The sequence below is a fragment of the Streptomyces sp. WG7 genome, from assembly GCF_049975785.1.
Taxonomy (GTDB): domain Bacteria; phylum Actinomycetota; class Actinomycetes; order Streptomycetales; family Streptomycetaceae; genus Streptomyces.
In genome coordinates this window covers 114,256-140,252 of sequence record NZ_JBNGGE010000018.1, presented here as the reverse complement: position 1 = coordinate 140,252, position 25,997 = coordinate 114,256, and the positions used below count along the sequence as shown (strand labels likewise).

Here is a 25,997-nt window from a genome sequence, read left to right as displayed (position 1 = left end):
GGTCGACTGGGCGGAGTTGTTCGCCGGGACCGGTGCCCGCCACACCGAACTGCCCACCTACGCCTTCCAACGCCGACACTACTGGCTGCAACCCGCCGCCCTCCCGGACACCGACCTCGCCGCCGTGGGCCTGGAGCCGGTCGACCACCCCTTCCTGCGCGCCGAGATGCCGCTGGGCGATGAGGGTGCGCTCGTACTGACCGGCCGGCTGTCCCTGCAGCAGCAACCGTGGTTGGCCGACCACGTGGTGCTTGGCACCCCGATCCTTCCCGGAACCGCGTTTCTGGCCCTGGCCCTGCACGCCGCGCAGCGAACCGGCGCCGGCCCGGTGGAAGAGCTCGTCGTGCGCTCCCCCCTGGTCGTGCCGGAACACGGCGACACCCGACTCCAGGTGGTGATCGACGCCCCGGACGGCACCGGTCGCCGTGCGCTGCGCGTGCTGTCCCGAGCCGGAGGCACGGCCGGGAACGGCACCTGGACCCGGCACGCCGAAGGCACCGTCGCCCCACCCGCCGGGACCTCGCCCGCCGGTCCCTTGCCCGTCGGATCGGCGTCCGGAACCGGCTGGAACGGCGAGGCCGGTCCCGACGCACAGCCGATCCCCGTCGCCACCGCATACGCGGAACTCACCCGCCGGGGGTACGCCTACGGGCCGGCGTTCCGAGGACTGCGAACCGTCCGACGCGGCGACGGCGTGGTCTTCGCCGACATCGCCCCGGGCGAGTCGGCGGACCACGGCGGTCCGGTGTTCGACCTGCATCCCGCCCTCCTGGACGCCGCCGTCCAGGCCGCGCTGGTAGGCCTGTTCGAGACCGCGGCCAAGACACTGGTGCCGTTCGCGTGGAGTGGCGTCACCGTGCACACCGCGGCCCCGCCGGCCTTGCGGGCCCGCATCACGAAGACCGGCGCCGACTCGGTGGCCGTCAGGCTCACCGACCCCGACGGCAACCCGGTCGCGTCGGTCGACTCGCTGGTGCTGCGGCCCGCGCCCGACGCTCCACGCACTCCGTCCACGGAACGGAACGACGCGGCGCTGTTCCGGTTGTCGTGGCTGCCCAAGGAGGTCGGCGCCCACCCCGGCACCGGTCGCTGGGCGATGGTGGGGGAGGACCCGCACGACCTCGGTGCCGAGCTGGCCGGCGACGGCTCACCGCTCGACCGGTACGCGGATCTCCCCGCGCTGCGGGCCGCGACGGCGGCGGGGGCCCCGGCGCCGTCCACGGTGGTCACCGTGGTTCCCCCGACCGATGTCACGGACGTCGGCGGCGCGCACCGCATCCTGCGACTGGTACAGGACTGGCTGGCCGACGAGACGATGGCCGACGCGCCACTGGTCGTCGTCACCACCGGTGCCGTCGACACGGGGGGCAACGGACGCCTTGATCTCGGCAACGCGCCGGTCTGGGGCCTGCTGCGTGCCGCGCAGTCCGAGCACCCCGGCCGCGTGGTGCTCGTCGACGTGGCACCGGGCAGCGAGGGCGCCCGACGGCTCGCCGCCGCGACAGCCACGGGGGAACCGCAGCTGGCTCTGTCCGCCGAAGGCGTCAGTGTCCCGCGCCTCACGCGCCTGCCCGCGGCTCCCGGCCCGCACCCCGCCGCCGAGAAGCCGATGCCCGAGCGCGGAACCGTGCTGCTGACCGGCGCGTTCGGCCGGCTCGGCCGGCTGCTCGCGCGGCACCTGGCCACCGAGCACGGAGTGACGAGCATGCTGCTGGTCAGCCGGAGCGGCCCCGTCACGCCCGAGGCGCGCGCCCTGGTGGCCGGGCTGACCGAGCTCGGTGTGGACGTGCGAGCCGAAGCCTGCGACGTCGCCGACCGCGCCGAGCTCGCCGCGGTGCTGCGCGGGCTGCCTGCCGATCGGCCCCTCACCGCCGTGGTCCACACGGCCGGCGTGCTCGACGACGGCGTGTTCACCGACCTGAGTCCGCAGCGCCTCGACGCGGTCATGGGTGCGAAGGCGGTGGCCGCGAAGAACCTGCACGAGCTCACCGCGGACATGCCGCTGTCGGCGTTCGTGCTCTACTCCTCCGTCTCGGGCCTGATCGGCGCAGCGGGTCAGGCCAACTACGCCGCCGCCAACACCTACCTCGACGCGCTCGCCCACCATCGCGCCCGGCTCGGACTCCCGGCGACGTCGCTGGCGTGGGGACTGTGGGACCAGCGGGGCGGCATGGCGGCGGGACTCGGCGTCGGCGACCTCAATCGGATGGCACGCTCTGGAGTGGCGACGCTCTCCGAAACCGAGGGGCTGGCACTCTTCGACGCCGCTCTTCGGCGGAGCGACCCGCTGCTCGTGCCGCTGCGGCTGGACACCGTCTCCGCCACGGACGGCGCGGACGTGCATCCGCTGCTCCGCGAACTGATCACGAGCGCGCCGCGCCCGGCTCGCCCGGCGGCCGTACCGGGACGTCCGGACGGACCGCGCCCCGGCGGCGAGGACGTGACGTCCCAGCCCGGGCGACTGCTGGAGCTGGTGCGCGCGGAGGCGGGGCGAGTACTCGGTTACGACGGCCGGGACCCGATCGGTTCCGACCGCTCCTTCAAGGAGTTCGGACTCGACTCGCTCACCGCCGTCGAACTGCGCAACCGGCTCAACGCGGTCACGGGATCGCGCTTGGGGACCACGGCCGTGTTCGACTACCCGACCCCCCGGGCCCTTGCCGACCACCTGTCCGGCGAGCTCACCCCGAGCGGTGAGACAGCGGGTACGACCGGTTCGCCGGTGAACGACGCCGATGATCCTGTGGTGATTGTCGGGATGGCGTGCCGTTATCCGGGTGGGGTGGGTTCTCCGGAGGATCTGTGGTCGCTGGTGGTGGAGGGCCGGGAGGGGATCACTGGTTTTCCGGAGTCGCGTGGCTGGGACGTGGAGGGGTTGTATCACGCGGATCCGGATCATCCGGGGACGACGTATGCGCGTGGTGGCGGGTTTCTGCACGATGCGGGTGAGTTCGATGCGGGGTTCTTCGGGATCTCGCCCCGCGAGGCGACGGCGATGGATCCGCAGCAGCGGTTGTTGCTGGAGGTCGCCTGGGAGGCATTCGAGCGCGCGGGCATCGACGCGGACTCCCTGCGCGGCAGCCGGACCGGCGTGTTCTCCGGTGTCATGTACCACGACTACGCGCCGGCCGTGGACCTGGTTCCGGACCAGCTCAGCGGAGCGGTCCTGACCGGCAGCGCGGGCAGCGTGCTCTCGGGGCGGGTGGCGTACCAGTTCGGCCTGGAGGGGCCCGCCGTCTCGGTCGACACCGCGTGCTCGTCGTCACTGGTGACGCTCCACCTGGCCGCCCAGGCACTGCGGGCGGGCGAGTGCTCGCTCGCGCTGGCCGGCGGGGTCACGGTGATGTCCACCCCGATGACGTTCGTCGACCTGGGTCACCAGCGAGCCCTGTCCCCGGACGGGCGGTGCCGCGCGTTCGGCGCGGGCGCGGACGGCACCGGCTGGGCCGAAGGCGTCGGCCTCGTGGTGCTCGAGCGGTTGTCGGACGCACGCCGGCAGGGTCACCAGGTACTCGCGGTGCTCAAGGGCTCCTCGGTGAACTCCGACGGCGCGTCGAACGGCCTGACCGCCCCGAACGGTCCCTCGCAGCAGCGGGTGATCCGCCAAGCGCTGGCCTCGGCCGGCCTGTCCACGTCGGACGTCGACGTGGTCGAAGGACACGGCACCGGCACGAAGCTCGGCGACCCGATCGAGGCCCAGGCGCTGCTGGCCACCTACGGCCAGGACCGCGAAGCCCCGCTGTGGCTGGGATCGCTGAAGTCGAACATCGGGCACACCCAGGCAGCCGCCGGGGTCGGCGGCGTCATCAAGATGGTCATGGCGATGCGTCACGGCATCCTGCCGCAGACGTTGCACGCCGAGGAGCCCTCGCCGTTCATCGACTGGTCCCAAGGATCCGTCGCTCTGCTCGACCGGAACCGCGACTGGCCCAGGACCGGCCGTCCCCGCCGCGCCGGCGTCTCCTCCTTCGGCATCAGTGGCACGAACGCGCACGTCGTCCTCGAGCAGGCGCCGGAGCAGCCGGCGGCCGGGCAGGCGGACGCCGTGACGCGGCTCGGAGTCTCCGCCTTCCCGGTGTCGGGCCGCGGACCGGCGGCGTTGGCCGGCCAGGCGACCCGGCTGCGGGCCGCGCTGGCAGACTCACCGGACACCGGCGTGGCCGATTTCGGCGCGGCACTGACCAACGGCGGGGCCACGCACTCCCACCGAGCCGTGGTGATCGCGGAGAACCGGCAGGAACTCCTGGCCGGCCTGGACGCGATCGCGGCGGGCCAGTCGGAGAACTCGGCCCTGGTGGTGGCGGGATCCGGTGACGCCGACCACGACGGCCCGGTCTTCGTGTTCCCCGGGCAGGGGGGCCAGTGGCTCGGGATGGGCATCGAGCTGTGCGAGAGCAGTCCGACGTTCGCGGAGCTGATGCGGACCTGCGACGAGGCGTTGGCACCGTGGGTCGACTGGGACGGGTACTCGCTGCGGGACGTGCTCGCCGGGGTGCCGGGTGCGCCGAGCCTCGACCGGGACGACGTCGTCCAGCCGGCACTGTTCGCGGTCGGGGTCTCGTTGTCCCGGCTGTGGGCATCACTCGGCGTCCGCCCCTCGGCTGTCGTCGGGCACTCCCAGGGCGAGTTCGCCGCCGCCGTGGCGGCGGAGGCGTTGTCGCTGACCGAAGGCGCGCGCGTCGTGGCCCTGCGCTCCCGGGTGCTCCGGCGTCTGGCGACGCGAGGTGGCATGGGCTGGGTGAACCGATCGGCGGACGAGGTGCGCGAACGCCTGGCCGGTTGTCCCGCGCTCGGCGTCGCCGCGGTGAACGGTCCGATGTCCACGGTCGTCTCCGGGGCCACCGCCGAACTCGACCGACTGCTGTCGGTCTGGGAGTCGGAGGGAGCGCGGGTCCGGCGCGTCCCGATCAACTACGGGTCGCACTCGGCGGAGGTGGAGGTCGTCCGGGCCGAGCTGGCCGACACGCTGGGCGCGGTCGAGTGCTCGCCCGGCACGGTGCCGTTCTACTCGACGGTGACCGGCTCGGTGCTCGACGGCCGGAAGCTCGATGCCGACTACTGGTACCGGAACCTGCGCGAGACGGTGCGTTTCGCGGAGGTGGTCGACCAGCTGCTCGGCGACGGGCATCGATCGTTCCACGAAGTGGGCGCGCACCCGGTACTCGTCAATTCGGTACAGGAGCTCGCCGAGGCCAGGGGGACGTCGGTCACGACGGTCGGAACGCTCCGCCGCGGCCACGGCGGCGCACGGGAATTCCTGCGCAACGCCGCCGAGGCGTTCGTCGGCGGAGTCGACGTGCGGTGGTCCGACCTGTTCCCGTCGGGCAGGCGGCCGGGGCAACTGCCCACGTACGCCTTCCAGCACACCCATTACTGGATCGAGACGCCGCCCAGCCGACCGTCCCGCGGCGGTGAAGTCGACACCCGGTTCTGGAACATGGTCGACCAGGGTGACCTCGACGGACTGACCACGGCGCTCGCCCTCTCCGACGACGCCGGCCGGTCCTCGCTGGGCACCGTGCTCCCGGCCCTGTCGTCGTGGCGTGAGCGCAGCCGGCAGCAGGCGACGCTGGCCGGCTGGCAGTACCGCGTCACCTGGCGCCCCACCGAAGCACCGGACCGGCCGCTCACCGGCCGCTGGCTGATCGTGGTGCCGGCGGACGTCGCCGAGCCGGTGTGGCTCGCGCAGGCCGTCGCGGCGCTGAGCGCCCGAGGGGCTCGGGTCAGCCGGGTCGACGTCCCCCGGTCCGCGGATCCCGAGGCGCTCCGCCACGAGCTCGTCACGGCGCTGCGCGGCGAACCGGCCGGGGGCATCCTGTCGCTGCTGGCGTTGGACACGGCGGAGGACACCGACGCCGTATCCGTGCCGGCCGGCCTGAGCGGCACGCTCGCGTTGGTGCGGACGGTGAGTGAGCTCGGCCTGTCGGCCCCGATCTGGTGCGTGACCCAGGACGCGGTCGCCGTCCGGCCGGGAGACGCCGTCACCCAGGCACGGCAGGCCGCGCTGTGGGGCTTCGCCAGGCATGCGGGGCTGGAGCAACCCCTGTCGTGGGGCGGCGTCCTCGATCTGCCGCGCGAGGTCGGCCAAGCGGACCTGGCGGCGCTGGCCGGCGCGCTCGGAGACGGCGAGAGTGAGCTGGCGCTGCGAGGCGGCGCGGTGTTCTGCCGCCGGCTGACCCGGGTCACCGCACCCGCGCTCCCGACGAAGCAGCCGCTCGAACGCAGCGCTCTGGTCACCGGCGGCACCGGCGCACTCGGAGCGGAGGCGGCGCGTTGGCTCGTCCGGCGCGGCGCGCGACACCTGGTCCTTGCCGGCCGTCGCGGCCCGGCCGCCCCCGGCGCCGCCGAGCTGGCCGCCGAGCTGACCGAACAGGGTGCCTCGGTGTCGGTGGTCGCCTGCGACGTGGGCGATCGGGCGCAGCTCGCCGACCTGCTGGCCAACTGGCCGGCCGAACATCCGCTGACCACCGTCGTGCACACCGCGGGCGTGCTCGACGACGGCGTCATCGACCGGCTCACCCCGGAACGCTTCGAGCGGGTGTTCCGCCCGAAGGTGGCCGCCGCATGGCACTTGCACGAGCTGACGCAGGACCGCGACCTCGTCGACTTCATCCTGTTCTCGTCGTTCGTCGGCACGGTCGGTCCGGCAGGCCAGGCCAACTACGCCGCCGCGAACAGCTCGTTGGACGCACTGGCCGCGCACCGCAGGGCTCTCGGCCTGACCGGGACCTCCATCGCCTGGGGACTGTGGCAGGGCCCGGGGATCGCCGACTACGACGGAGTGGAGGACCGGCTGGCGGCCCGCGGCCTGCGCGCGATGGACCCCCGCGACGCCGTCCGGGCCATGGACCAGGTGGTCGACCGCGACGAGACGGCCGTGGTCGTGGTGGACGTCGAGTGGTCCTCGTTCGCCACCGAACTCGTCGGCACCCGATCGATGCCGCTCCTCACCGAGCTGACCGGGGCGAGGGGGGACGACCCCGACGGGCCGGCGGACGGAGCGGCCGACACCGGTGTGCGCGAGCGGCTCGCCGGCCTGCCCGCCACCGAGCGGACGTATGCGATCACCGACCTCGTCCGGGCCACGGTGGCGGCCGTGCTCGGGCATGCCGACGGCAGCTCGGTCGAGTCGGGGCGCAGTTTCCAGGAGGCCGGTTTCGACTCGCTCACCGCGTTGCGTTTGCGGAACCGCCTCGGCGTAGCGACCGGCTTGCAACTGCCCGCCACGCTGATCTTCGACTACCCGACCCCCGCCTCGGTCGCGGAGCTGGTGTACGCCGAGCTGTTCGGCGAGGACACCGGGCCCCCCGGGAACGAGGCCGGTGAGGGCGTCGACGACGCAGGGCTGAAGAAGATCATCGACCGTATTCCGATCGCCTCGCTGAGGCAGGCCGGGCTGGTGGACGCCTTGCTCCGGCTGGCCGACACCGCTTCCCGGGGCGAGCCGACGACCGACAGCACCGGGTCCACGAGCGCGATCGACTCGATGGACATGGCTGATCTCATACGCGCCGCATACGGCCAAGCCGACGCGAGCGACCGAGCGGAGGGGCCGACCTCATGACCACCCCGTCCACCAACGAGCTCGTTGACGCGCTGCGCAACGCACTGAAGGAGAACGAGCGCATCCGGCAACGGCTCGGCGACGTCGAGGCGCAGAGCCGGGAGCCGATCGCCATCGTCGGCATGGCCTGCCGCTACCCCGGCGACGCCGACAGCCCCGAAGCCCTGTGGCAGCTGGTGGCCGACGGCACCGACGCGGTGTCCGGCTACCCGACGGACCGCGGCTGGAACCTGGGCGAACTGTACGACCCCGATCCCCAGAAGGTGGGCAGGACGTACTCCCGGGGCGGCGGCTTCCTGCGCTCGCCGGACCAGTTCGACCACGAGTTCTTCGCCATCCCCCCTCGGGAGGCAACCGTGATGGACCCGCATCAACGGCTGCTCCTGGAAACCTCGTGGGAGGCCTTCGAACGCGCCGGCATCAGCGCCGACGCGCTACGGGGAAGCCAGACCGGCGTGTACGTCGGCGTCAGCTACCAGGACAACATCTCGCTGCGCACCGTGCCGCCGGCGTACGAGGGCTACGTACTGACCGGCAACATCGCCAGCGTCGTCTCCGGACGGCTGTCCTACGCGTTCGGTCTGCAGGGGCCCGCGGTCACCGTGGACACGGCGTGCTCCTCCTCGCTCGTCGCGCTGCACCTGGCCGCCCAGGCGCTGCGCTCCCAGGAGTGCTCGCTCGCCCTGGTCGGCGGGGCGACGATCATGTCGGGCCCGGCTTCGCTGATCGAGTTCGCGCGGCAGCGCGGAATCGCCCCGGACGGCCGGTGCAAGGCCTTCGGCGACGAGGCCGACGGCATGGGCTGGGCGGAAGGCGTCGGCGTGCTCGTGGTCGAGCGGCTGTCCGACGCCCGGCGCAACGGTCACCAGGTGCTGGCCCTGGTGACCGGCTCCGCCCTCAACCAGGACGGCGCCTCCAACGGCCTCACCGCGCCGAACGGCGCGGCCCAGCGGCAGGTGATCCGGGCCGCGCTGGCCAACGCCGGTGTGGCCTCGACCGACATCGACGCCGTCGAGGCGCACGGCACCGGCACCAGGCTCGGCGACCCGATCGAGGCCCGCGCCCTGCTGGACACCTACGGCCGGGAGCGAACGGCGGACACGCCGTTGTGGATCGGATCGCTGAAGTCGAACATCGGACACTCGCAGGCGGCGGCCGGCGTCGGCGGCGTGATCAAGATGGTCATGGCCATGCGCCACGGGGAGCTGCCCAGGACGCTGCACGCCCAGCGGCCGACCTCACACGTGGACTGGTCGGCGGGGACGGTCCGGCTGCTCACCGACCAGCGGCAGTGGCCCGACCGGGGCCGCCCCCGGCGTGTCGCGGTGTCGTCGTTCGGAATCAGCGGGACCAACGCGCACGTCGTCCTGGAGCAGGCTCCCGACGCCCCGGCCGAGGCCCCGCCCGAGCAGACGGGACGGGCCCGAACCGGTCCATGGCCGTTCGTGGTGACTGCCCGGGGCGCCGCCGCGCTGCGCGGCCAGGCCGAGGAGCTGCGCTCCTTCGTCGAACGCCACCCCGAGCTGGAGCCGTCCGACGTCGGACGAAGCCTCGTCACCACCCGCGCCGCGCTGGCCGACCGTGCCGTGGTGGTCGCCGAGGACCGGGCGGCACTGCTGGCCGGCCTGTCCGCGCTGGCCGCCGGTACGGACAGTCCCGCGGTGCACGTCGACCGGGCGAGGGAAGGCCGACTGGCGATGGTCTTCACCGGCCAGGGGGCCCAGCGCGCCGGAATGGGACGAGAACTGTCGGCGCGGTACCCGGTGTTCGACGCGGCCCTTGACGAGGTCTGCGCAGTGGTCGACGAACTGCTGGGCCGATCGCTGCGCGAGCTGATGCGGGAGGACGGTCCGCTGCTGGACCGCACCGAATTCGCCCAGCCGGCGCTGTTCGCCTTCGAGGTCGCGCTGTTCCGTCTCGTCCAATCCTGGGGCATCCGCCCCGACTTCGTGGCCGGTCACTCGATCGGCGAGATAAGCGCCGCCCACGTGGCCGGCGTGCTGTCCCTCGCCGACGCCGGTCGCATGGTCGTGGCGCGCGGCCGCTTGATGCAGGCGCTGCCCGACGGCGGTGCCATGGTCGCGGTGAACGCCGCCCCGGATGTGGTGGCCCCGCTGGTCGCCGCCGCCGACGGGGTGTCCGTGGCCGCGGTGAACAGCCCCGACTCGGTCGTGCTGTCCGGAGCGCGGGAACCGGTGGCGGAGGTCGTGGCCCAGTTGGCCGCGGACGGGTACCGGACCCGCCGGCTGACGACCAGCCACGCGTTCCACTCGCCGCTGATGGACCCGGTGCTCGACGACTTCCGGGCCGTAGTCGCCGGACTCGCCTTCGGCGCGCCCGACATCCCGGTGGTGTCCACCCTCACCGGTGCCCCCGCCGACGCGGCCACGCTCGGCGAGCCGGAGTACTGGGTCCGTCAGGCACGCGAGCAGGTGCGGTTCGCCGACGCCGTGGCCACCCTGCACGAGCGTGGCGTCACCCGCTTCCTGGAGCTGGGACCGGACGCGATGCTCTCGGCCATGGTCCGGGAATGCCTGCCCGCCGGCCGGCGGGTGACGGCGGTGGCCGCCTCCCGCCGTGATCGGCCCGAGGCCGTCGCCCTGCTGGACGCGGCCGGCCGCCTCTTCACCGGCGGCGGCGAGGTCGGCTGGGCGGCGCTGTTCCCCGGCCATGGCCGGCGGGTCGACCTGCCGACCTACGCCTTCCGGCGGCACCGGCACTGGCTGCCGCGCGACGGCTCCGCAGCCCCGGCCCCCTCGGGCCCGCCGTCGGCCGCCACGCCTGAACCGGGCACCGACGCCCGGGTCACGGACGTGCTGGCCGTCGTGGACCAGCGGCGCGTCGTGAACGATCTGCTGCGGACCTCGGTCGCCGTTGTACTGGGCCTCGACTCGCCGGCCGACGTCGACCTCGAAAGCACCTTCCAGGACCTGGGCTTCAGCTCGCTCGCGGCGGTGGAACTGCGGGACCGGCTGAACGCGGCGCTCGATCTCGAACTGGCCGGCACCGTCGCCTTCGACTACCCCACCCCCGCGGCCCTCGCCTCGTATCTGCTCCGGCTGGTGACCGACGCGGCCGACGAGGAATCCGGCACGGCCGTCCCTCGCGCAGCGCTCGCCGACGACCCGATCGTCGTGGTGGGCATGGCCTGCCGCTACCCGGGTGGGGTCGGCTCGCCGGAGCAGCTGTGGGAGCTGGTGGACGGCGGGCGCGACGCGGTCTCGGGACTGCCGACCGACCGGGGCTGGGACCTCGACACCCTGTTGCATCCGGATGCGACGCGACAGGGCGCCACCCACGTGCGCGGCGGCGGCTTCCTCGACGACGTGGCGCAGTTCGACGCGCGGTTCTTCGGGATCTCGCCGCGCGAGGCAGCCTCGATGGACCCACAGCAGCGGCTGCTGCTGGAACTGACCTGGGAGGCGCTGGAGCGGGCCGGGATCGACCCGAAGTCGCTGCGGGGCAGCCAGACCGGTGTCTTCGCCGGCACCAGCGACCAGGACTACGCGGACCTGCTCCGCGGCAGCGCCGAGCTGGCCGACGGTTACCTGCTCACCGGCACCTCCGCCGCGGTGCTCGCCGGGCGGCTCTCCTACCAGTTCGGCCTGGAGGGGCCGGCGTTGACGGTCGACACGGCCTGCTCCTCCTCGCTGGTGGCGATGCACCTGGCCGCGCAGGCCCTGCGTTCCGGGGAGTGCGCGCTGGCACTGGCCGGCGGTGCCACCGTCATGGCGACCCCGGTCGACCTGCAGGAGTTCGACAAGCAGGGACTGTCCGCCGACGGCCGCTGCAAGGCGTTCGGCGCGGATGCCGACGGGACGGGTTTCGCCGAGGGCGCCGGCCTGCTGGTGCTGGAGCGGCTCTCCGACGCCCGCCGCAACGGCCACTCCGTACTGGCCGTCCTTCGTGGCTCGGCGATCAACCAGGACGGTGCGTCCAACGGCCTCACCGCGCCCAACGGCCTCGCCCAGCAGCGGGTCGTCCGCCAGGCACTGGCCAACGCCGGCGTGCGCCCCGACGAGGTGGACGCGGTGGACGGGCACGGCACCGGCACGGTGCTCGGCGACCCGATCGAGATCAAGGCTCTGCAGGGCGTGTACGGCCGGCACCGAGGGGAGGGCGAGCCCCTCTGGCTGGGCTCGCTCAAGTCCAACATCGGCCACTCCCAGGCAGCGGCCGGCGTCGGCAGCGTCATCAAGATGATCATGGCGATCCGGCACGGTGTGCTGCCGAAGACCCTGCACGTGGACCGGCCCTCGGAGCACGTCGACTGGGAGAGCGGAACGGTCCGGCTGCTAGGCGACGCCAGGCCGTGGCCGACGACCGGGCGTCCCCGACGGGCAGCGGTGTCGTCGTTCGGGGCGAGCGGGACCAACGCGCACGTCGTCGTGGAGCAGGCTCCGGACCCCGAACCCGAGGCCGGACCGGCGGATCGGCCCCACGCGCCGCAGGTGCTGCCGCTGCTGCTCAGCGGTCGCGGCGAAGCCGCGCTGCGCGATCAGGCGGTGCGGCTGCGCGAGCACCTCCTGGCCTCCGGCGCCACCGGCCCGGCGGAGCTGGCCGACGTGGCGTTCTCCCTGGCCGGCACTCGCTCCTCGCTGGACCACCGGGCCGTCGTGCTCGGCGCCGACCTCGCCGGACTCCTGTCCGGGCTGGACGACCTGGTGGCCGGCACCACCCCGGTCACCGGGCCCGTCGGCTCCGGCGACACCGACCCGGTGTTCGTGTTCCCGGGGCAGGGCGGGCAGTACGCCGGGATGGCCCTGCGGCTTTGGGACACCTCGCCGGTCTTCGCCGCCTCCATGGAGGAGTGCGAGGCGGCGCTCGCGCCGTACGTGGACTGGCACGGCCGCACTCTGCGCGATCTCCTGGCCGGCGCGGACGGCGCGGACGGCGCGGACGGCGCGGACTTCGACCACGCCGAGCAGATCCAGCCGATGCTGTTCGCGGTCATGGTCTCGCTCGCCCGGTTGTGGATCTCCCGGTGCGTGGTGCCCTCCGCGATCATCGCGCACTCCGTGGGAGAGGTCGCGGCCGCGCACATCGCCGGCATCCTCACCCTCGCCGACGCGGCCCGGGTCCTGACCGCGCGGGCGCGCGTGTCCGGCCGGGTGACTGGGTACGCCACGCTCTGGGTCGGGCTGCCGGCCGAGCAGGTGTGCGACCGGGTCGCACAGCTGAACGGCGTACACGTCAGCGCGATCAACGGTCCGCGATCGGTCGTCGTGACCGGCCCGCTCGACCGCATCGCCGCGCTGCGCGCCGAGTACGAGGCCGCCGGTGTCCGCGCGCGCCCCGTCCCGATGGACTACCCGACGCACTCCCCGGACATGGCGGTGGTCGAGGACGAACTCCTCGCGCTCCTGACCGGCATCCGCCCGGCCACCGCCTCGGTGCCGTACTACTCCACGACGTTCGCCCGCCGGGTGCAGGGCGACGAACTCGACGGCCGGTACTGGTTCACCAACCTCGTGCAGCCGGTACGGTTCCACGACACCGCCGCCGTGCTGCTGGCCGACGGGTACCGCGTGCTGCTCGAGGTGGCCCCGCACCCGCTGCTGGGTCCCGCGATCGAGGAGACCGCCGACGAGCGCGGCGTCGGGGCGACCGTGCTGGCGACCCTCCGCCGCGGCGAGAGCGACCCGGACATGTTCCTGCGGTCGATGGCCGCCGCGTGGCGGGCCGGGCTCACCGTGGACTGGTCCGCGACCTTCGCCGGTACCGGGGCGCGGCGGGTCGACCTGCCGACCTACGCCTTCCAGCGGCAGCGCTACTGGCCGACGGCGTCGGCGTCCGCGCCCGGCGACCTGTCAGCCGTCGGCCTCGAACAGGTCGATCACCCGCTGCTCGGGGCGAAGATGACTCTGGCGGGTGACGCAGGCCTGCTGTTCACCAGCCGGCTCTCGCTGCACGCCCACCCGTGGCTCGTCGACCACGCGCTCTTCGGCCGGCCTCTGCTGCCCGGTACGGCGTTCCTCGAGCTGGCGATCCGCGCAGCCGACGAGGCGGGCCTCGGCGGGCTGGAGGAGCTGACCATCGAGGCGCCGCTGATGCTTCCGAGCGGGCACGACGTACTGGTCCAGGTGCTCGTCGGGGCCCCCGACGGTGACGGCTGCCGCACCGTGGAGGTCTTCTCCCAGCCGGCGGAACCCGGCGAGGCCGTGGGCGCCACGTGGACGCGGCACGCGCGGGGCAGCGCGGTGCCCGGCGACCATCCGGAGCCGGCACCGTGGCCGGCCGACGCGACCTGGCCGCCGGCCGGGGCAACCGAACTGGACGTCGCCGGATCGTACGAGCGGCTCGCCGCGCTCGGGTACCACTACGGCTCCGCCTTCACCGGGCTGCGCCGGGCCTGGCGGACGGGTGACCAGGTCTTCGCCGAGGCGGAGCTGCCCGAGGGACTCGCGGCCGACGCGGTGCGTTTCGGCCTGCACCCGGCCCTGATGGACACGGGCCAGCACAGCCTGGCCATCGACCGGCTCGGCTCGCAGGGGGCCGAGCCGGACAACCCCGGCGTGCAGGCGCCGTTCCTGTGGTCCGGGGTGCGACTGCTCGCCTCGGGCGCCTCGGCACTGCGGCTCGTGTTCTCCCCGACGGGGCCTTCCTCGTGGTCGGTGGACGGCTTCGACACCACCGGTCGCCCGGTGTTGAGGATCGACTCGCTGGTCGCCCGGGAGGTTTCCGCCGAGCAGCTGCGCGACGCCGGCACCGCACACGCCGACGCGCTGTTCGAGCTCGGGTGGGTGCCGTGTGGACCGGCCGAGGCCGGTTCGGGGGCGGGCGCCGAAGAGCCGATCGGCTGGGTGGTGCCGTCCGGTCCGACGCGGACCGCGCCGGCGGAGGACGAGCACACGGTCGGTGCGTGGCTCCACCCCGACCTGGCCGCGCTCGGCTCGGCGGTGGACGGTGGCGCGCCGCTGCCCGAGCTGGTGGTGCTGCGCGTCCCCGGCGGCCGGGCACTCGAGTCGACGGTCGACTCGGTGCACACCGCGGTGAACGGCACGTTGCGGGTGCTTCAGGACTGGTTCACCGACAGCCGGTGGGAGCGATCGCGGCTGGTCGTGGTGACCGACGGCGGACTCGTGGGTGCCGCGGTCGGTGGCCTGGTGCGCTCCGCGCAGTCGGAGAACCCGGACCGGATGGTTCTCGTGGAGCAGGCGCTCGCCGGTCCGGAGCCGGCCAGGGCGCGGCCGGTGGAGGCGCTCGCCCGCGCCGCGGTCGCCTCGGGCGAGCCGGAGGTGTCGGTTCGCGACGGACGGCTGTGGTCGCCCCGCCTGAACAGGGTCGCCGCGGAGGCACTCCCGGAGCCCGCCGGGCACGTGCCGGACGAGCCGTCTTCGGTGTGGGGCACGGGGACCGTGCTGCTCACCGGGGCGTCCGGCGTGCTGGCCGGGTTGGTGGCCGAGCATCTCGTGACCGAGTGCGGGGTGCGACGGCTGCTCCTGGTCTCGCGGCGGGGCCCGGCCGCCCCCGGTGCCGACGAGCTGGTCGAGCGGCTGACCGAGGCGGGTGCCTCGGTGCGGATCGTCGCGTGCGACCTCGCCGTCCGCCACGACGTGACGGACCTCGTCGGCTCGGTGCCACCGGAGTTCCCGCTCAGCGCCGTGGTGCACTGCGCGGGTGTGCTCGACGACGCGACCGTGGGTTCACTGACCCCCGACCGGGTCGACGCGGTGCTGCGGCCCAAGGTGGACGGTGCCTGGCACCTGCACGAGGCCACCCAGGACGCCGAGCTGTCGGCCTTCGTGCTGTTCTCCTCGGCCGCGTCGGCGTTCGGCACCGCCGGCCAGGCGAACTACGCGGCGGCCAACGGGTTCTGCGACGAGCTGGCCGAGCACCGCCGGAGGCTCGGCCTGCCGGCGGTGTCCATCGCCTGGGGGTGGTGGGCCGAGGCCAGTGGCATGGGCAGCCACCTCGGAACCCAGGACCGGGCCCGGATGGCCCGCACCGGCATCCGCCCGGTGGACAACGACTTCGGCCTCACCCTCTTCGACGCGGCTTGCCGCCGGCAGGGCCGGGTCATCGCCGCCCCGTTCGACCTCGCCGGCCTGTCCGGCGCGGCCACGGTCCCGGGACTGCTGCGCGGGCTGGTGCGCCGTCCGGCGCGGCGGGTCGCCGAACTCCACCCGGCGGACGGGGCCGGACTCCGCGAGGGCCTGGCGGCGCTGGAACCGGCCGAGCGTGACCAGGCCGTCGCCGAGCTGGTGCGCACCCATGCCGCGGCCGTGCTCGGGCACTCCTCGAGCGCCGCCGTCGACGACCGGCAGCCCTTCACCGCTCTGGGGTTCGACTCACTGACCGCGGTGGAACTGCGCAACCGGCTCAACACGGCCACCGGGCTGCGGTTGCCGGCCACACTGATCTTCGACTACCCCTCCCCGGCCGCCCTGATCGAGTTCGTGCGGGGCGAGATCGGCGGCGAGACGGCCGCCCCGGCCCGGCCGGCCGTCAGCACGGCCGAGGCCGGGTCCGGAGACGACCCGATCGCGATCGTGGGCATGGCCTGCCGCTTCCCAGGCGGGGTCGGTTCGCCCGACGAGCTCTGGGACCTCGTCGCCGAGGGGCGGGACGTCATCGGCGCCTTCCCCACCGACCGGGGCTGGAACCTCGCCGACCTCTACCACCCGGACCCCGACCACCCCGGGACCACCTACACCCGTGAGGGTGGCTTCCTGCACGACGCCGACCAGTTCGACCCCGAGTTCTTCGGCATCTCACCGCGCGAGGCGATCACGATCGACCCGCAGCAGCGGCTGCTGCTCGAAACGGCCTGGGAGTCCCTCGAGAACGCGGGCATCGATCCCACCTCGCTGCGCGGCGGACCGACCGGCGTGTTCGTCGGGCTGATGTACCACGACTACGGCTCGCGGCTGCACACCAAGCCCGAGGAACTCGAGGGCTACCTGGGCAACGGAAGCGCCGGCAGTATCGCGTCGGGCCGGGTCGCCTACGAGTTCGGCTTCGAGGGCCCGGCAGTGACCGTGGACACGGCCTGCTCGTCATCGCTGGTCAGCATGCACCTGGCGGCGCAGACGCTGCGGTCGGGCGAGTGCTCGCTCGCGCTGGCCGGCGGCGTGACGGTGATGGCGACGCCCGACTTGTTCGTGGAGTACAGCCGGCTGCGCGCGAACGCCGCGGACGGCCGGTGCCGGGCGTACGGCGCGGACGCGGACGGCACCGGCTGGTCCGAAGGCGCGGGCCTGGTGGTGCTGGAGCGGCTGTCCGACGCGCGGCGCAACGGACACCAGGTGCTGGCACTGCTGGCCGGCTCGGCGCTGAACCAGGACGGCGCGTCGAACGGGCTGACCGCCCCCAACGGTCCCTCCCAGCAACGGGTGATCCGCCAGGCCCTGGCCGGCGCCGGGTTGTCCGCCTCCGACGTGGACGTCGTCGAGGGACACGGCACGGGGACCCGGCTGGGCGATCCGATCGAGGCCCAGGCGTTGCTGGCCACCTACGGCCGCGAGCACGCCGAGGACGCGCCGCTCTGGCTGGGGTCGATCAAGTCGAACATCGGCCACACGCAGGCGGCGGCGGGTATCGCCGGCACGATCAAGATGATCATGGCGATGCGGCACGGGATCATGCCCAAGACCCTTTTCGCGGACACCCCGTCGCCGCAGGTCGACTGGTCGTCGGGCGCGATCGCCCTGCTCGAAAGGGCACGGGAGTGGCCGGACCGTGGCCGCCCCCGCCGGGCGGGAGTGTCCTCCTTCGGCGTCAGCGGGACCAACGCACACATCATCCTGGAAGAGCCTCCGGCCGAGTTCACCGCCCCGGCCCCGTCTCCCGCGGCCGGCCTGCCGGTGTGGCCGCTCGTGCTGACGGCTCGCGGGCCCGAGGCACTGCGGCACCAGGCGGAGCGACTGGAATCCTCCCTGCGCGACCGGCCCGACGCGGCGTTGGCGGACATCGCCTACTCCCTCGTGGCCGAACGGGCCGGCCACGATCACCGAGCGGTACTGCTCGCCTCCGACCGCGCGCAGGCCCTGGAGCGGCTGGCGGAGTACGCGCACGGGGACGACGGAACCGGAACCGTCGCCGATGTGGCCCGGCGAGGCCCGCTGGCGATGGTGTTCACCGGTCAGGGCGCCCAGCACCCGGGCATGGGTGCCGAACTGCACCGGCAGTTCCCGGTCTTCGCGGCCGCGTTCGACCAGGTGTGCGATCAGCTGGATCCCGCCGTCCGGGAGGCCGTCCTCGGCGACGGGGAGAACCGGCTCGACGCCACGGAGGTCGCCCAGCCGGCGCTCTTCGCCGTCGAGGTCGCGCTGTTCCGGCTCTTCGAGTCCTGGGGTGTCCGGCCGGACTTCCTCACCGGTCATTCGGTGGGCGAGATCGCGGCTGCGCACGTCGCCGGCGTGCTGTCGCTGCCGGACGCGTGCCGGCTGGTGTCGGAGCGGGGCCGGCTGATGGCGCGGCTCGACCCGGGCGGTGTGATGGTCTCGGTGACCGCCGGCGAGCAGGTGGTCGCCCCGCTGGTCGCGCAGTACGCCGAATCGGTGTCGATCGCGGCGGTCAACACCCCCGGTTCGGTGGTGCTCTCGGGGCTCGAGCCGGCCGTCACCGAGATCGTGCGGCGCCTGACCGAGTCCGGACACCGTACGAAACAGCTCGTCGTCAGCCACGCGTTTCATTCGCCGCTCATGGCCCCGATGCTCGACGAGTTCCGCGCCCTGGTCCACGGCCTGGCATTCCAGCCGCCCCGCATCCCGATGGCGGGCGGCGAGGAGGTGACGGACCCGGAGTACTGGGTGCGGCACGTGCGGGACACGGTGCGGTTCGCCGACACGGTGTCCGAATTGCACGGCGCCGGCATCACCCGGTTCCTCGAGATCGGCCCCGACGCGCCGTTGACCGGCGCGATCCGTGAGTGCCTCGTCGAGCCGGACGTCGTCGCGGTCCCCAGCATGCGTCGGCACCGCGACGAAGCCGGCACGGCGCTCACCGCACTCGGCACCCTGTTCGCCGCCGGAGTGGAGGTCGACTGGCCGGCCCTGTTCGACGGCACCGGAGCTCGGCACACCCCGCTTCCGACGTACCCGTTCCAGCACCAGCGGTACTGGCTCGACATCCCCGAACCGGCGGCCGATCTCGCCGCGGTGGGTCTCGACCCGCTCGACCATCCACTGCTGTTGGCCGGCGTGGAGGTCGCCGGCGGCGAGGCCGTGCTGCTGACCGGCCGGCTGGCACCGCGGACCCAGCCATGGCTGGCGGAGCACGTGCTGTTCGAGCAGGCCCTGCTCCCCGGCACCGCCTTCGTGGACGTGGCCCTGCGGGCGGCCGAGCAGGTCGGCTGCACCGTGCTCGACGAGCTGACGATCGAGTCGCCCCTGCTGATCACCGCGGCGGGCTCAATCGCGCTGCAGATCCTGGTGGAAGGCGCCGACGAGGAGGGCCACCGGAAGATCACGATCTCCGCACGCCCCGACGGCGACGCCGACGACACCGCCTGGACACGGCACGCCACCGGAACCGTGTCCGGCACGGGAAGCACGCCGGAACCCGATCCGCTCACCGAATGGCCGCCGCGGGGAGCCGACGTCGTCGACGTCGCCGGCGCGTACGATCTGTTCGCCGAGGCGGGCCACGACTACGGGCCGACGTTCCAGGGGCTGGTGGCCTGCTGGCGGCGCGGTGCGGAGCTCTACGCCGAGGTGGCGCTGCCGCCGGGCGGGGCCGACGCCGAGCGTTACGGCGTGCACCCGGCGCTGCTGGATGCCGGTCTGCACGGCGGCGTGCTCCGGGCCCTCACCTCCGACACCCCCCAGGGTCTGGTGCCGTTCTCCTGGACCGGAGCGCGGCTGTACGCTTCGGGCGCCACCGCGCTGCGCATCCGGGTCCGGCCGGTGTCCACCGACACGGTCGCCCTGGACGCCTTCGACGACGCCGGCGCTCCCGTCTTCAGCGTGGCGGCACTGTCCTCACGCTCGGTCTCCGCCGACCAGCTCCGGGCGGCCGCATCCCGCGACGACTCCCTGTTCGAGATCAGCCGGGTCGAGTGCGGCCGGGTCGACGACATCGCCCCCCGCTCCGAGGTCACCGTGCTCGACGGCCCGCACCAGCTCGCGGAGCTGGTGTCCGGCTGGGAAGAGGCGGCCGAGGTCCCGGCCCTCGTCGCGATGTCGGTACCGGGGGAGGGGCCCGCCGTCACCGCCGGCGTCCACGCGGCGGTGAACAGCGTGCTGCGCTCGGTGCAGACGTGGCTGGCCGGTCCCGCCTGGCAGTCCTCGCGGCTGGTGGTGGTGACGAACGACAGCCTGACCGGCGCGACCGTGCGGGGCCTGCTGCGCTCGGCGCAGTCGGAGAACCCCGATCGCATCGTCCTCGTGGAGGGTGGCGCCGACGCGACCACCGCCGCCGCGCTGCACGCGGCCGTGGAATCGGGTGAGCCGGAGGTGTCGGTGCGCGACGGTGTGCTCCGGGCCCCGCGGCTGGCCCGCGCGGCACCCGCCGACACCGCGCAGGCCACCTCGTGGTCGGCCGGAACCGTACTGATCACCGGTGCCTCGGGAACGCTCGCCGGGCACGTGGCCCGGTACCTCGTCACCGACCACGACGTACGGCATGTGTTGCTGACCTCCCGCCAGGGCGACGACTCTGCCCGGACCGTCCGGCTCGCCGCCGAACTGGCGGAGCTCGGCGCCGCGGTGCGCGTCGTCGCCTGCGACGTCGCCGACGGCGAGCAGATAGCGGCCCTGGTGCGCTCGGTGGAGCCCGAGTTCCCGCTCACCGCGGTGCTGCACTGCGCCGGAGTGCTGGACGACGGCGTGTTCGACTCCCTGACCACCGACCGGGTCGACGCGGTACTGGCCCCCAAGGTCGACGGTGCCTGGAACCTGCACCAACTGACCCGGGAGCTGGACCTCTCCGCGTTCGTGCTGTTCTCCTCCTCCGCCACGGCCTTCGGAGCACCCGGCCAGGCCAACTACGCCGCTGCCAACGCCTTCCTCGACGCGCTGGCCGTCGAGCGACACCGGCAGGGCCTCCCCGCGGTCTCGATCAGCTGGGGCTGGTGGGGCACGGGCAGCGGTATGACCGAGAACCTCAGCGAGACCGACGTGGCGCGCATGGGGCGGGGCGGGATGCTGCCGATGGCGACCGCCCAGGGCCTTGAGTCGCTGGCCACGGCGGTCGATATGGGTCGCCCGAACGTGATGGCCGCCCGCCTCGACCTGTCCGCTGTGCGGTCGGCCGGCACGGTGCCCGCCCTGCTGCGCGGCCTGGTGCGGCGTCCGGCCCGGCGCGCGGCAACAGCGTCGGCGGCGAGGCTGGAGGCGGCGCGACTGGCCGGTTCCCCCGTGGCCGACCAGGTGAAGGCCGTCGGTGAACTGGTGCGCGAGCAGATCGCCGCCGTGCTCGGCCACCCGAGCGGCGCATCGGTCGACATGACCCGCGCCTTCCACGAGGTCGGGTTCGACTCGCTCACCGCGGTCGAACTGCGCAACCGCCTCAACACGGCCACCGGACTGCGCCTGCCGGCGACGCTGGTGTTCGACCACCCCACCCCTGAGGCACTGGCGGCATTCGTCAGGTCCGAGCTGGTGGGTGACGAGGCCGACACCGCCGACGTCACTCCGGCCGGGCCCGCCACCGCGGCCGGTGACGACCCGATCGTGATCGTCGGCATGGCCTGCCGGTATCCGGGCGAGGCGAACTCGCCGGACGAACTGTGGAGGCTGGTGGCCGAGGGCCGCGAGGGGATCACCGGCTTCCCGGTCGACCGCGGCTGGGATCTGCCGGGCCTCTACGACCCTGACCCCGACCGGGTCGGCACGACGTACGCCCGGGCGGGCGGATTCCTCGACCGCCTGGCCGAGTTCGACTCCGACTTCTTCGGCATCTCGCCGCGCGAGGCCATCGCCATCGACCCGCAGCAGCGCTTGCTGCTGGAGACGGCCTGGGAGTCGTTCGAGAACGCCGGCATCGTCCCCTCCGCCCTGCGCGGCGGCCCGGTCGGGGTGTTCGTGGGTGCGAACGGAAGCGACTACCCCGCACTGCTGGCCCGCGACTCCGGCGACTTCGGCGGCCGGGTGCTGACCGGCAACGCGGCCAGCATCATCTCCGGGCGGTTGTCCTACGAGTTCGGATTCGAGGGGCCGTCCGTCTCCATCGACACGGCGTGCTCGTCCTCCCTCGTGGCCATGCACCTGGCTGCCCAGGCGCTGCGCTCCGGCGAGTGCTCGCTGGCGCTGGCCGGCGGGGTCGCCACGATGGCCACCCCCAACATGTTCGTGGAGATGGCGCGGCAGCGGGGCTTGTCCCCGGACGGTCGGTGCCGGGCCTTCGGCGCCGGAGCGGACGGCACCGGCTGGGCCGAGGGCGTGGGTCTGCTCGTGCTGGAGCGACTCTCCGAGGCCCGCCGCAACGACCATCGCGTACTGGCCGTGCTGGCCGGCTCGGCGGTCAACCAGGACGGCGCCTCCAACGGCCTCACCGCGCCCAGCGGCCCGTCGCAGCAACGGGTCATCCGCGCCGCGCTGGCCAATGCCGGCCTGTCGGCGAGCGAGGTCGACGTGGTGGAGGGACACGGCACCGGAACCCGGCTCGGCGATCCCATCGAGGCGCAGGCCCTGTTGGCCACCTACGGACGCGCACGCGAGTCCGACACCCCGCTCTGGCTGGGCTCGATCAAATCGAACATCGGGCATTCCCAGGCCGCCGCCGGCGCCGCCGGAACCATCAAGATGATCATGGCGATGCGGCACGGCCTGCTGCCCCGGACGCTCCACGCCGAGACCCCGTCCCCCGAGGTCGACTGGTCCTCCGGAGGGGTGGCGCTGCTGGACCGGGCCCGTGACTGGACCGAACAGGGCCGTCCCCGGCGGGCGGGCGTGTCCGCCTTCAGCCTCAGTGGAACCAACGCGCACATCATCCTGGAAGAACCGCCCGAGGACCTCCCCACACCGCCCACGGCGCCGGTCCCGGACGAGGGCCCCGCAAACCGGCGTATGCAGCCGGTGGTGTTGTCGGCCCGGGGACCGGCCGCCCTGCACGCCCAGGCGGCGCGCCTCCACGCCCACCTGACCGACCGCCCCGAACTGACACCGGCCGACGTCGCGCGGTCCCTGGTGACCGACCGCGCGGTGCACGATCACAGGGCGGTAGTGCTCGCCGCCGACCGCGAGCAACTGCGCGAGCGGCTCGCGGCGTTCGCCGACGGCACCGCCGCACCCGGCGCGGAGGCCACCGGTGTGGCAGGCAGCGGTGGTCTGGCCGTCGTCTTCACGGGGCAGGGGTCGCAACGAGGTGGGATGGGCCGTGAACTCCACCGGGACCACCCCGTTTTCGCGGCGGCGTTCGACGAGGTGTGCGCGGCTCTGGATCCGGCACTGCGGGACATGGTCTTCGACGAGGACGACGCGCGGCTGAACACCACCGAGTTCGCCCAGCCCGCGCTGTTCGCGATCGAAGTGGCCCTCTTCCGGCTGTTCGAGTCCTGGGGCGTCCGGCCCGACTTCGTCACCGGCCACTCCGTCGGCGAGATCAGCGCCGCCCACGTGTCGGGCGTACTGTCGCTGACCGACGCCTGCGCCTTGGTCACCGCGCGGGCCCGCCTCATGCAGGGGCTCGCGCCGGGCGGGACCATGATGTCCGTCGACGCCGGCGAGGACGTGGTGGCGCCGCTCGTGGCCGCGCAAGGCGCCGAGGTGTCGATCGCCGCGGTCAACACCCCCCAGTCGGTGGTCGTCTCCGGCTCCGAGCCAGCCGTCGGCGAGCTTGGACAACGCCTCCGCGACGCCGGACACCGCACCAAGCAGCTGGCCGTCAGCCACGCGTTCCACTCCCCGCTCATGGACCCCATGCTCGCGGAATTCCGGGCCGCGCTCGACGGTCTGGAATTCAAGCCGCCGCGGATACCGATGACCGGCAGCGACGTGGCCACACCCGAGTACTGGGTCCAGCACGTCCGGAACGCGGTGCGGTTCGCCGACACGGTCTCCGGCCTCGGGGCCGACGGGGTGACCCGCTTCCTGGAGCTGGGGCCGGACGCGACCCTGACCGGTCTGGTCCGCGCATGCGTGCCCGGTGGGGATGTCGTCGCCGTGCCCGGCCTCCGGCGAGGCCGTCCCGAGACCGAATCCGTACTCGCCGCACTGGGCGCCCTGTTCGCCGCCGGGGTCCAGGTCGACTGGCCGGCCCTCTTCCCCGCGGCCGGCGCGGGACGGACCCCGCTGCCGACGTACGCGTTCCAGCACACGCGCTACTGGCCGGACACGCCGGAGACACCGGGCACGACGACAGCCGGCCCGGACGCCGTGGACAGCCGGTTCTGGAACTTGGTGGAACAGGGCGACCTCGACGCGCTCAGCGCCGAGCTGGACACCGAGGAACGGGACGGCCTCGGCGCCGTGCTCCCCGCACTGACCCGGTGGCGCATCGACCGGCGCGAGAAGACGGTGGTGGACAGCTGGCGGTACCGGCTGGGCTGGCGACCCGTGCCGACCCGGACCGAGGCCACGCTCACCGGCACCTGGTTGCTGGTGGTGCCCGCCGGTCACCGCGACGGCGCCTGGGCCGCGCCGATCGAAGCGGCGATGACAGCCGCCGGCGCCGGCGTCCGTGTCCTGGCGGTCGGCGAGCACCAGCTGGATCGGGCCGCGCTGGCGGCCCGGCTCGGCGAGCCGCCGCTCGCCGGGGTGGTCTCGTTGCTGGCGCTGGAGCAGTCCCGCGTCCCGGGACATCCGGGTGTGCCGGTCGGCCTGGCCGCCACGGTGAGTCTGGTCCAGGCACTGGAGGACCGCGAGATCGACGCACCCCTGTGGTGCCTCACCCGGGGCGCGGTGAACGTCGTCCCCGGCGACGGGCTCGACCATCCCGACCAGGCACTGCTGTGGGGTTTCGGACGGACCCTCGCACTGGAGCGTCCCGACCGCTGGGGCGGTCTGGTCGACCTGCCGGTCACCCTCGACGACGCCTCGGCGGCCGGGCTGATCCGCCTGCTGGGCGACGGCGGTACCGGGGAGCAGGCAGCACTGCGGGACGGCGCCGTTCTGGGCGGCCGACTGGTCCGCGCCGACCCGGACCAACCGCCGCGTCGGAACTGGCGGCCGTCGGGCAGCGTGCTGGTCACCGGCGGCCTCACCGGCCTGGGCGCCCGCACCGCGCGCTGGCTGGCCGAACAGGGCGCGCCGCACCTCGTGCTCACTTCCCGCCGGGGCCGCGAAGCGCCGGGCGCCGTCGAGCTGGAAGCCGACCTCACCGCCCTGGGGGCCGCGGTGACCATCGCCGCCTGCGACGTCGCCGACCGGGGCGAGGTGAAGGCCTTGCTCGCGAACCTTCCCCACGACCTGCCGCTGACCGCCGTGTTCCACAGCGCGGGAGTTGCCAACGACGGCGTCGTCACCGAGCTGACTCTCGACAGGCTGAACAACGTGCTGCGGCCCAAGGTGGAGGGAGCGTGGAACCTCCACGAGCTGACCCAGGACCTGGACCTCTCGGCCTTCGTGCTGTTCTCCTCGGCCGCCGGCCTCATCGGCTCACCCGGCCAGTCGCACTACGCGGCAGGGAACGCCTTCCTGAACGCCCTGGCCCACCACCGGCGGGCGCGCGCTCTGCCGGCCACGACGATCGGCTGGGGCCTGCTGGCGGGCGGAGGCATGGCCGACGACACCGGTGCGACCGACCGGGCAAGCCGTCGGGGCCTGCACCCGATGGATCCCGGCCAGTCGCTGGCCGGACTGCGGCGAGCACTGGATCACGACGAGACCTACATCGCCATGACGCACGTGGACTGGAACCGGTTCATCAAGGCGACCGCGGGCACCGCCAAGTGCACGGTCATCAGTGACCTGCCCGAGTACCGGGCGGCTTTCCCGGTGGCCGCCGCGGGGGACCGGGTCGCCCAGCCAAACGGCCGGTCCCGGGCCCGGGCACGCCTGGACGCTCTGAACGGCGACGAACGCGACGCCGCACTACTGGAGTTGGTGCAGGAGCAGGTGGCCGAGGCGCTCGGCCACAGCTCGGCCGAGGTCCTTTCGCCGACCAAGGCGCTCGTCGACCTCGGTTTCGACTCCCTCGCCGCGGTCGAGCTGCGCAACCGGCTCGTCGCGGTGACCGGGCTGACGCTGCCGGCGACGCTCACGTACGACCACCCGACCCTGCTGGCGCTCCGTGACCACCTGCGGACGGAGATGTTCGGCGCGGACGCCGACCAGGCCGAGTCCGCGCTGGCCGAGCTCGACCGGCTGGAAGAGGTGCTCTCGGCCGTTGCGGCGGACGACGGCATCGACGAGGCCGCCAAGAACGAGGTGCTGCGACGAGTCCAGAAGATGGCCGCAGCGCTCGCCGACCGAGGCGGCCAGTCCGAGCAGGGCCGGCTCATCGCGAACGCCGACGACAACGAACTGTTCGACTTCATCAATCGAGAGCTGGGCGGTCCCGGCCAGTGAACACCGGGACAGCTCCGAACCAGTTGGTCTCCTCGTTCCGC

Annotated in this window: 2 protein-coding genes; both read left to right on the top strand. The window is 73.6% G+C overall.

From position 1 onward, the window contains the following. Positions 1-7,564, top strand: a 7,564-nt coding sequence (locus ACP4J0_RS19965; RefSeq protein ID WP_426600025.1) for a type I polyketide synthase, incomplete at its 5' end; no start/stop codon positions are given. Continuing rightward, entirely contained in the window at positions 7,561-25,956 is an 18,396-nt protein-coding gene (locus ACP4J0_RS19960) for a type I polyketide synthase (RefSeq protein ID WP_426600024.1), read from the top strand. The genes ACP4J0_RS19965 and ACP4J0_RS19960, both read left to right, overlap by 4 nt. Positions 25,957-25,997 lie beyond the last annotated feature (41 nt).

What these genes read in the sequence shown, in the direction of transcription:
- ACP4J0_RS19960 (WP_426600024.1), top strand. Translation starts at nt 7,561, where the DNA reads ATGACCACCCCGTCCACCAACGAGCTCGTTGACGCGCTGCGCAACGCA.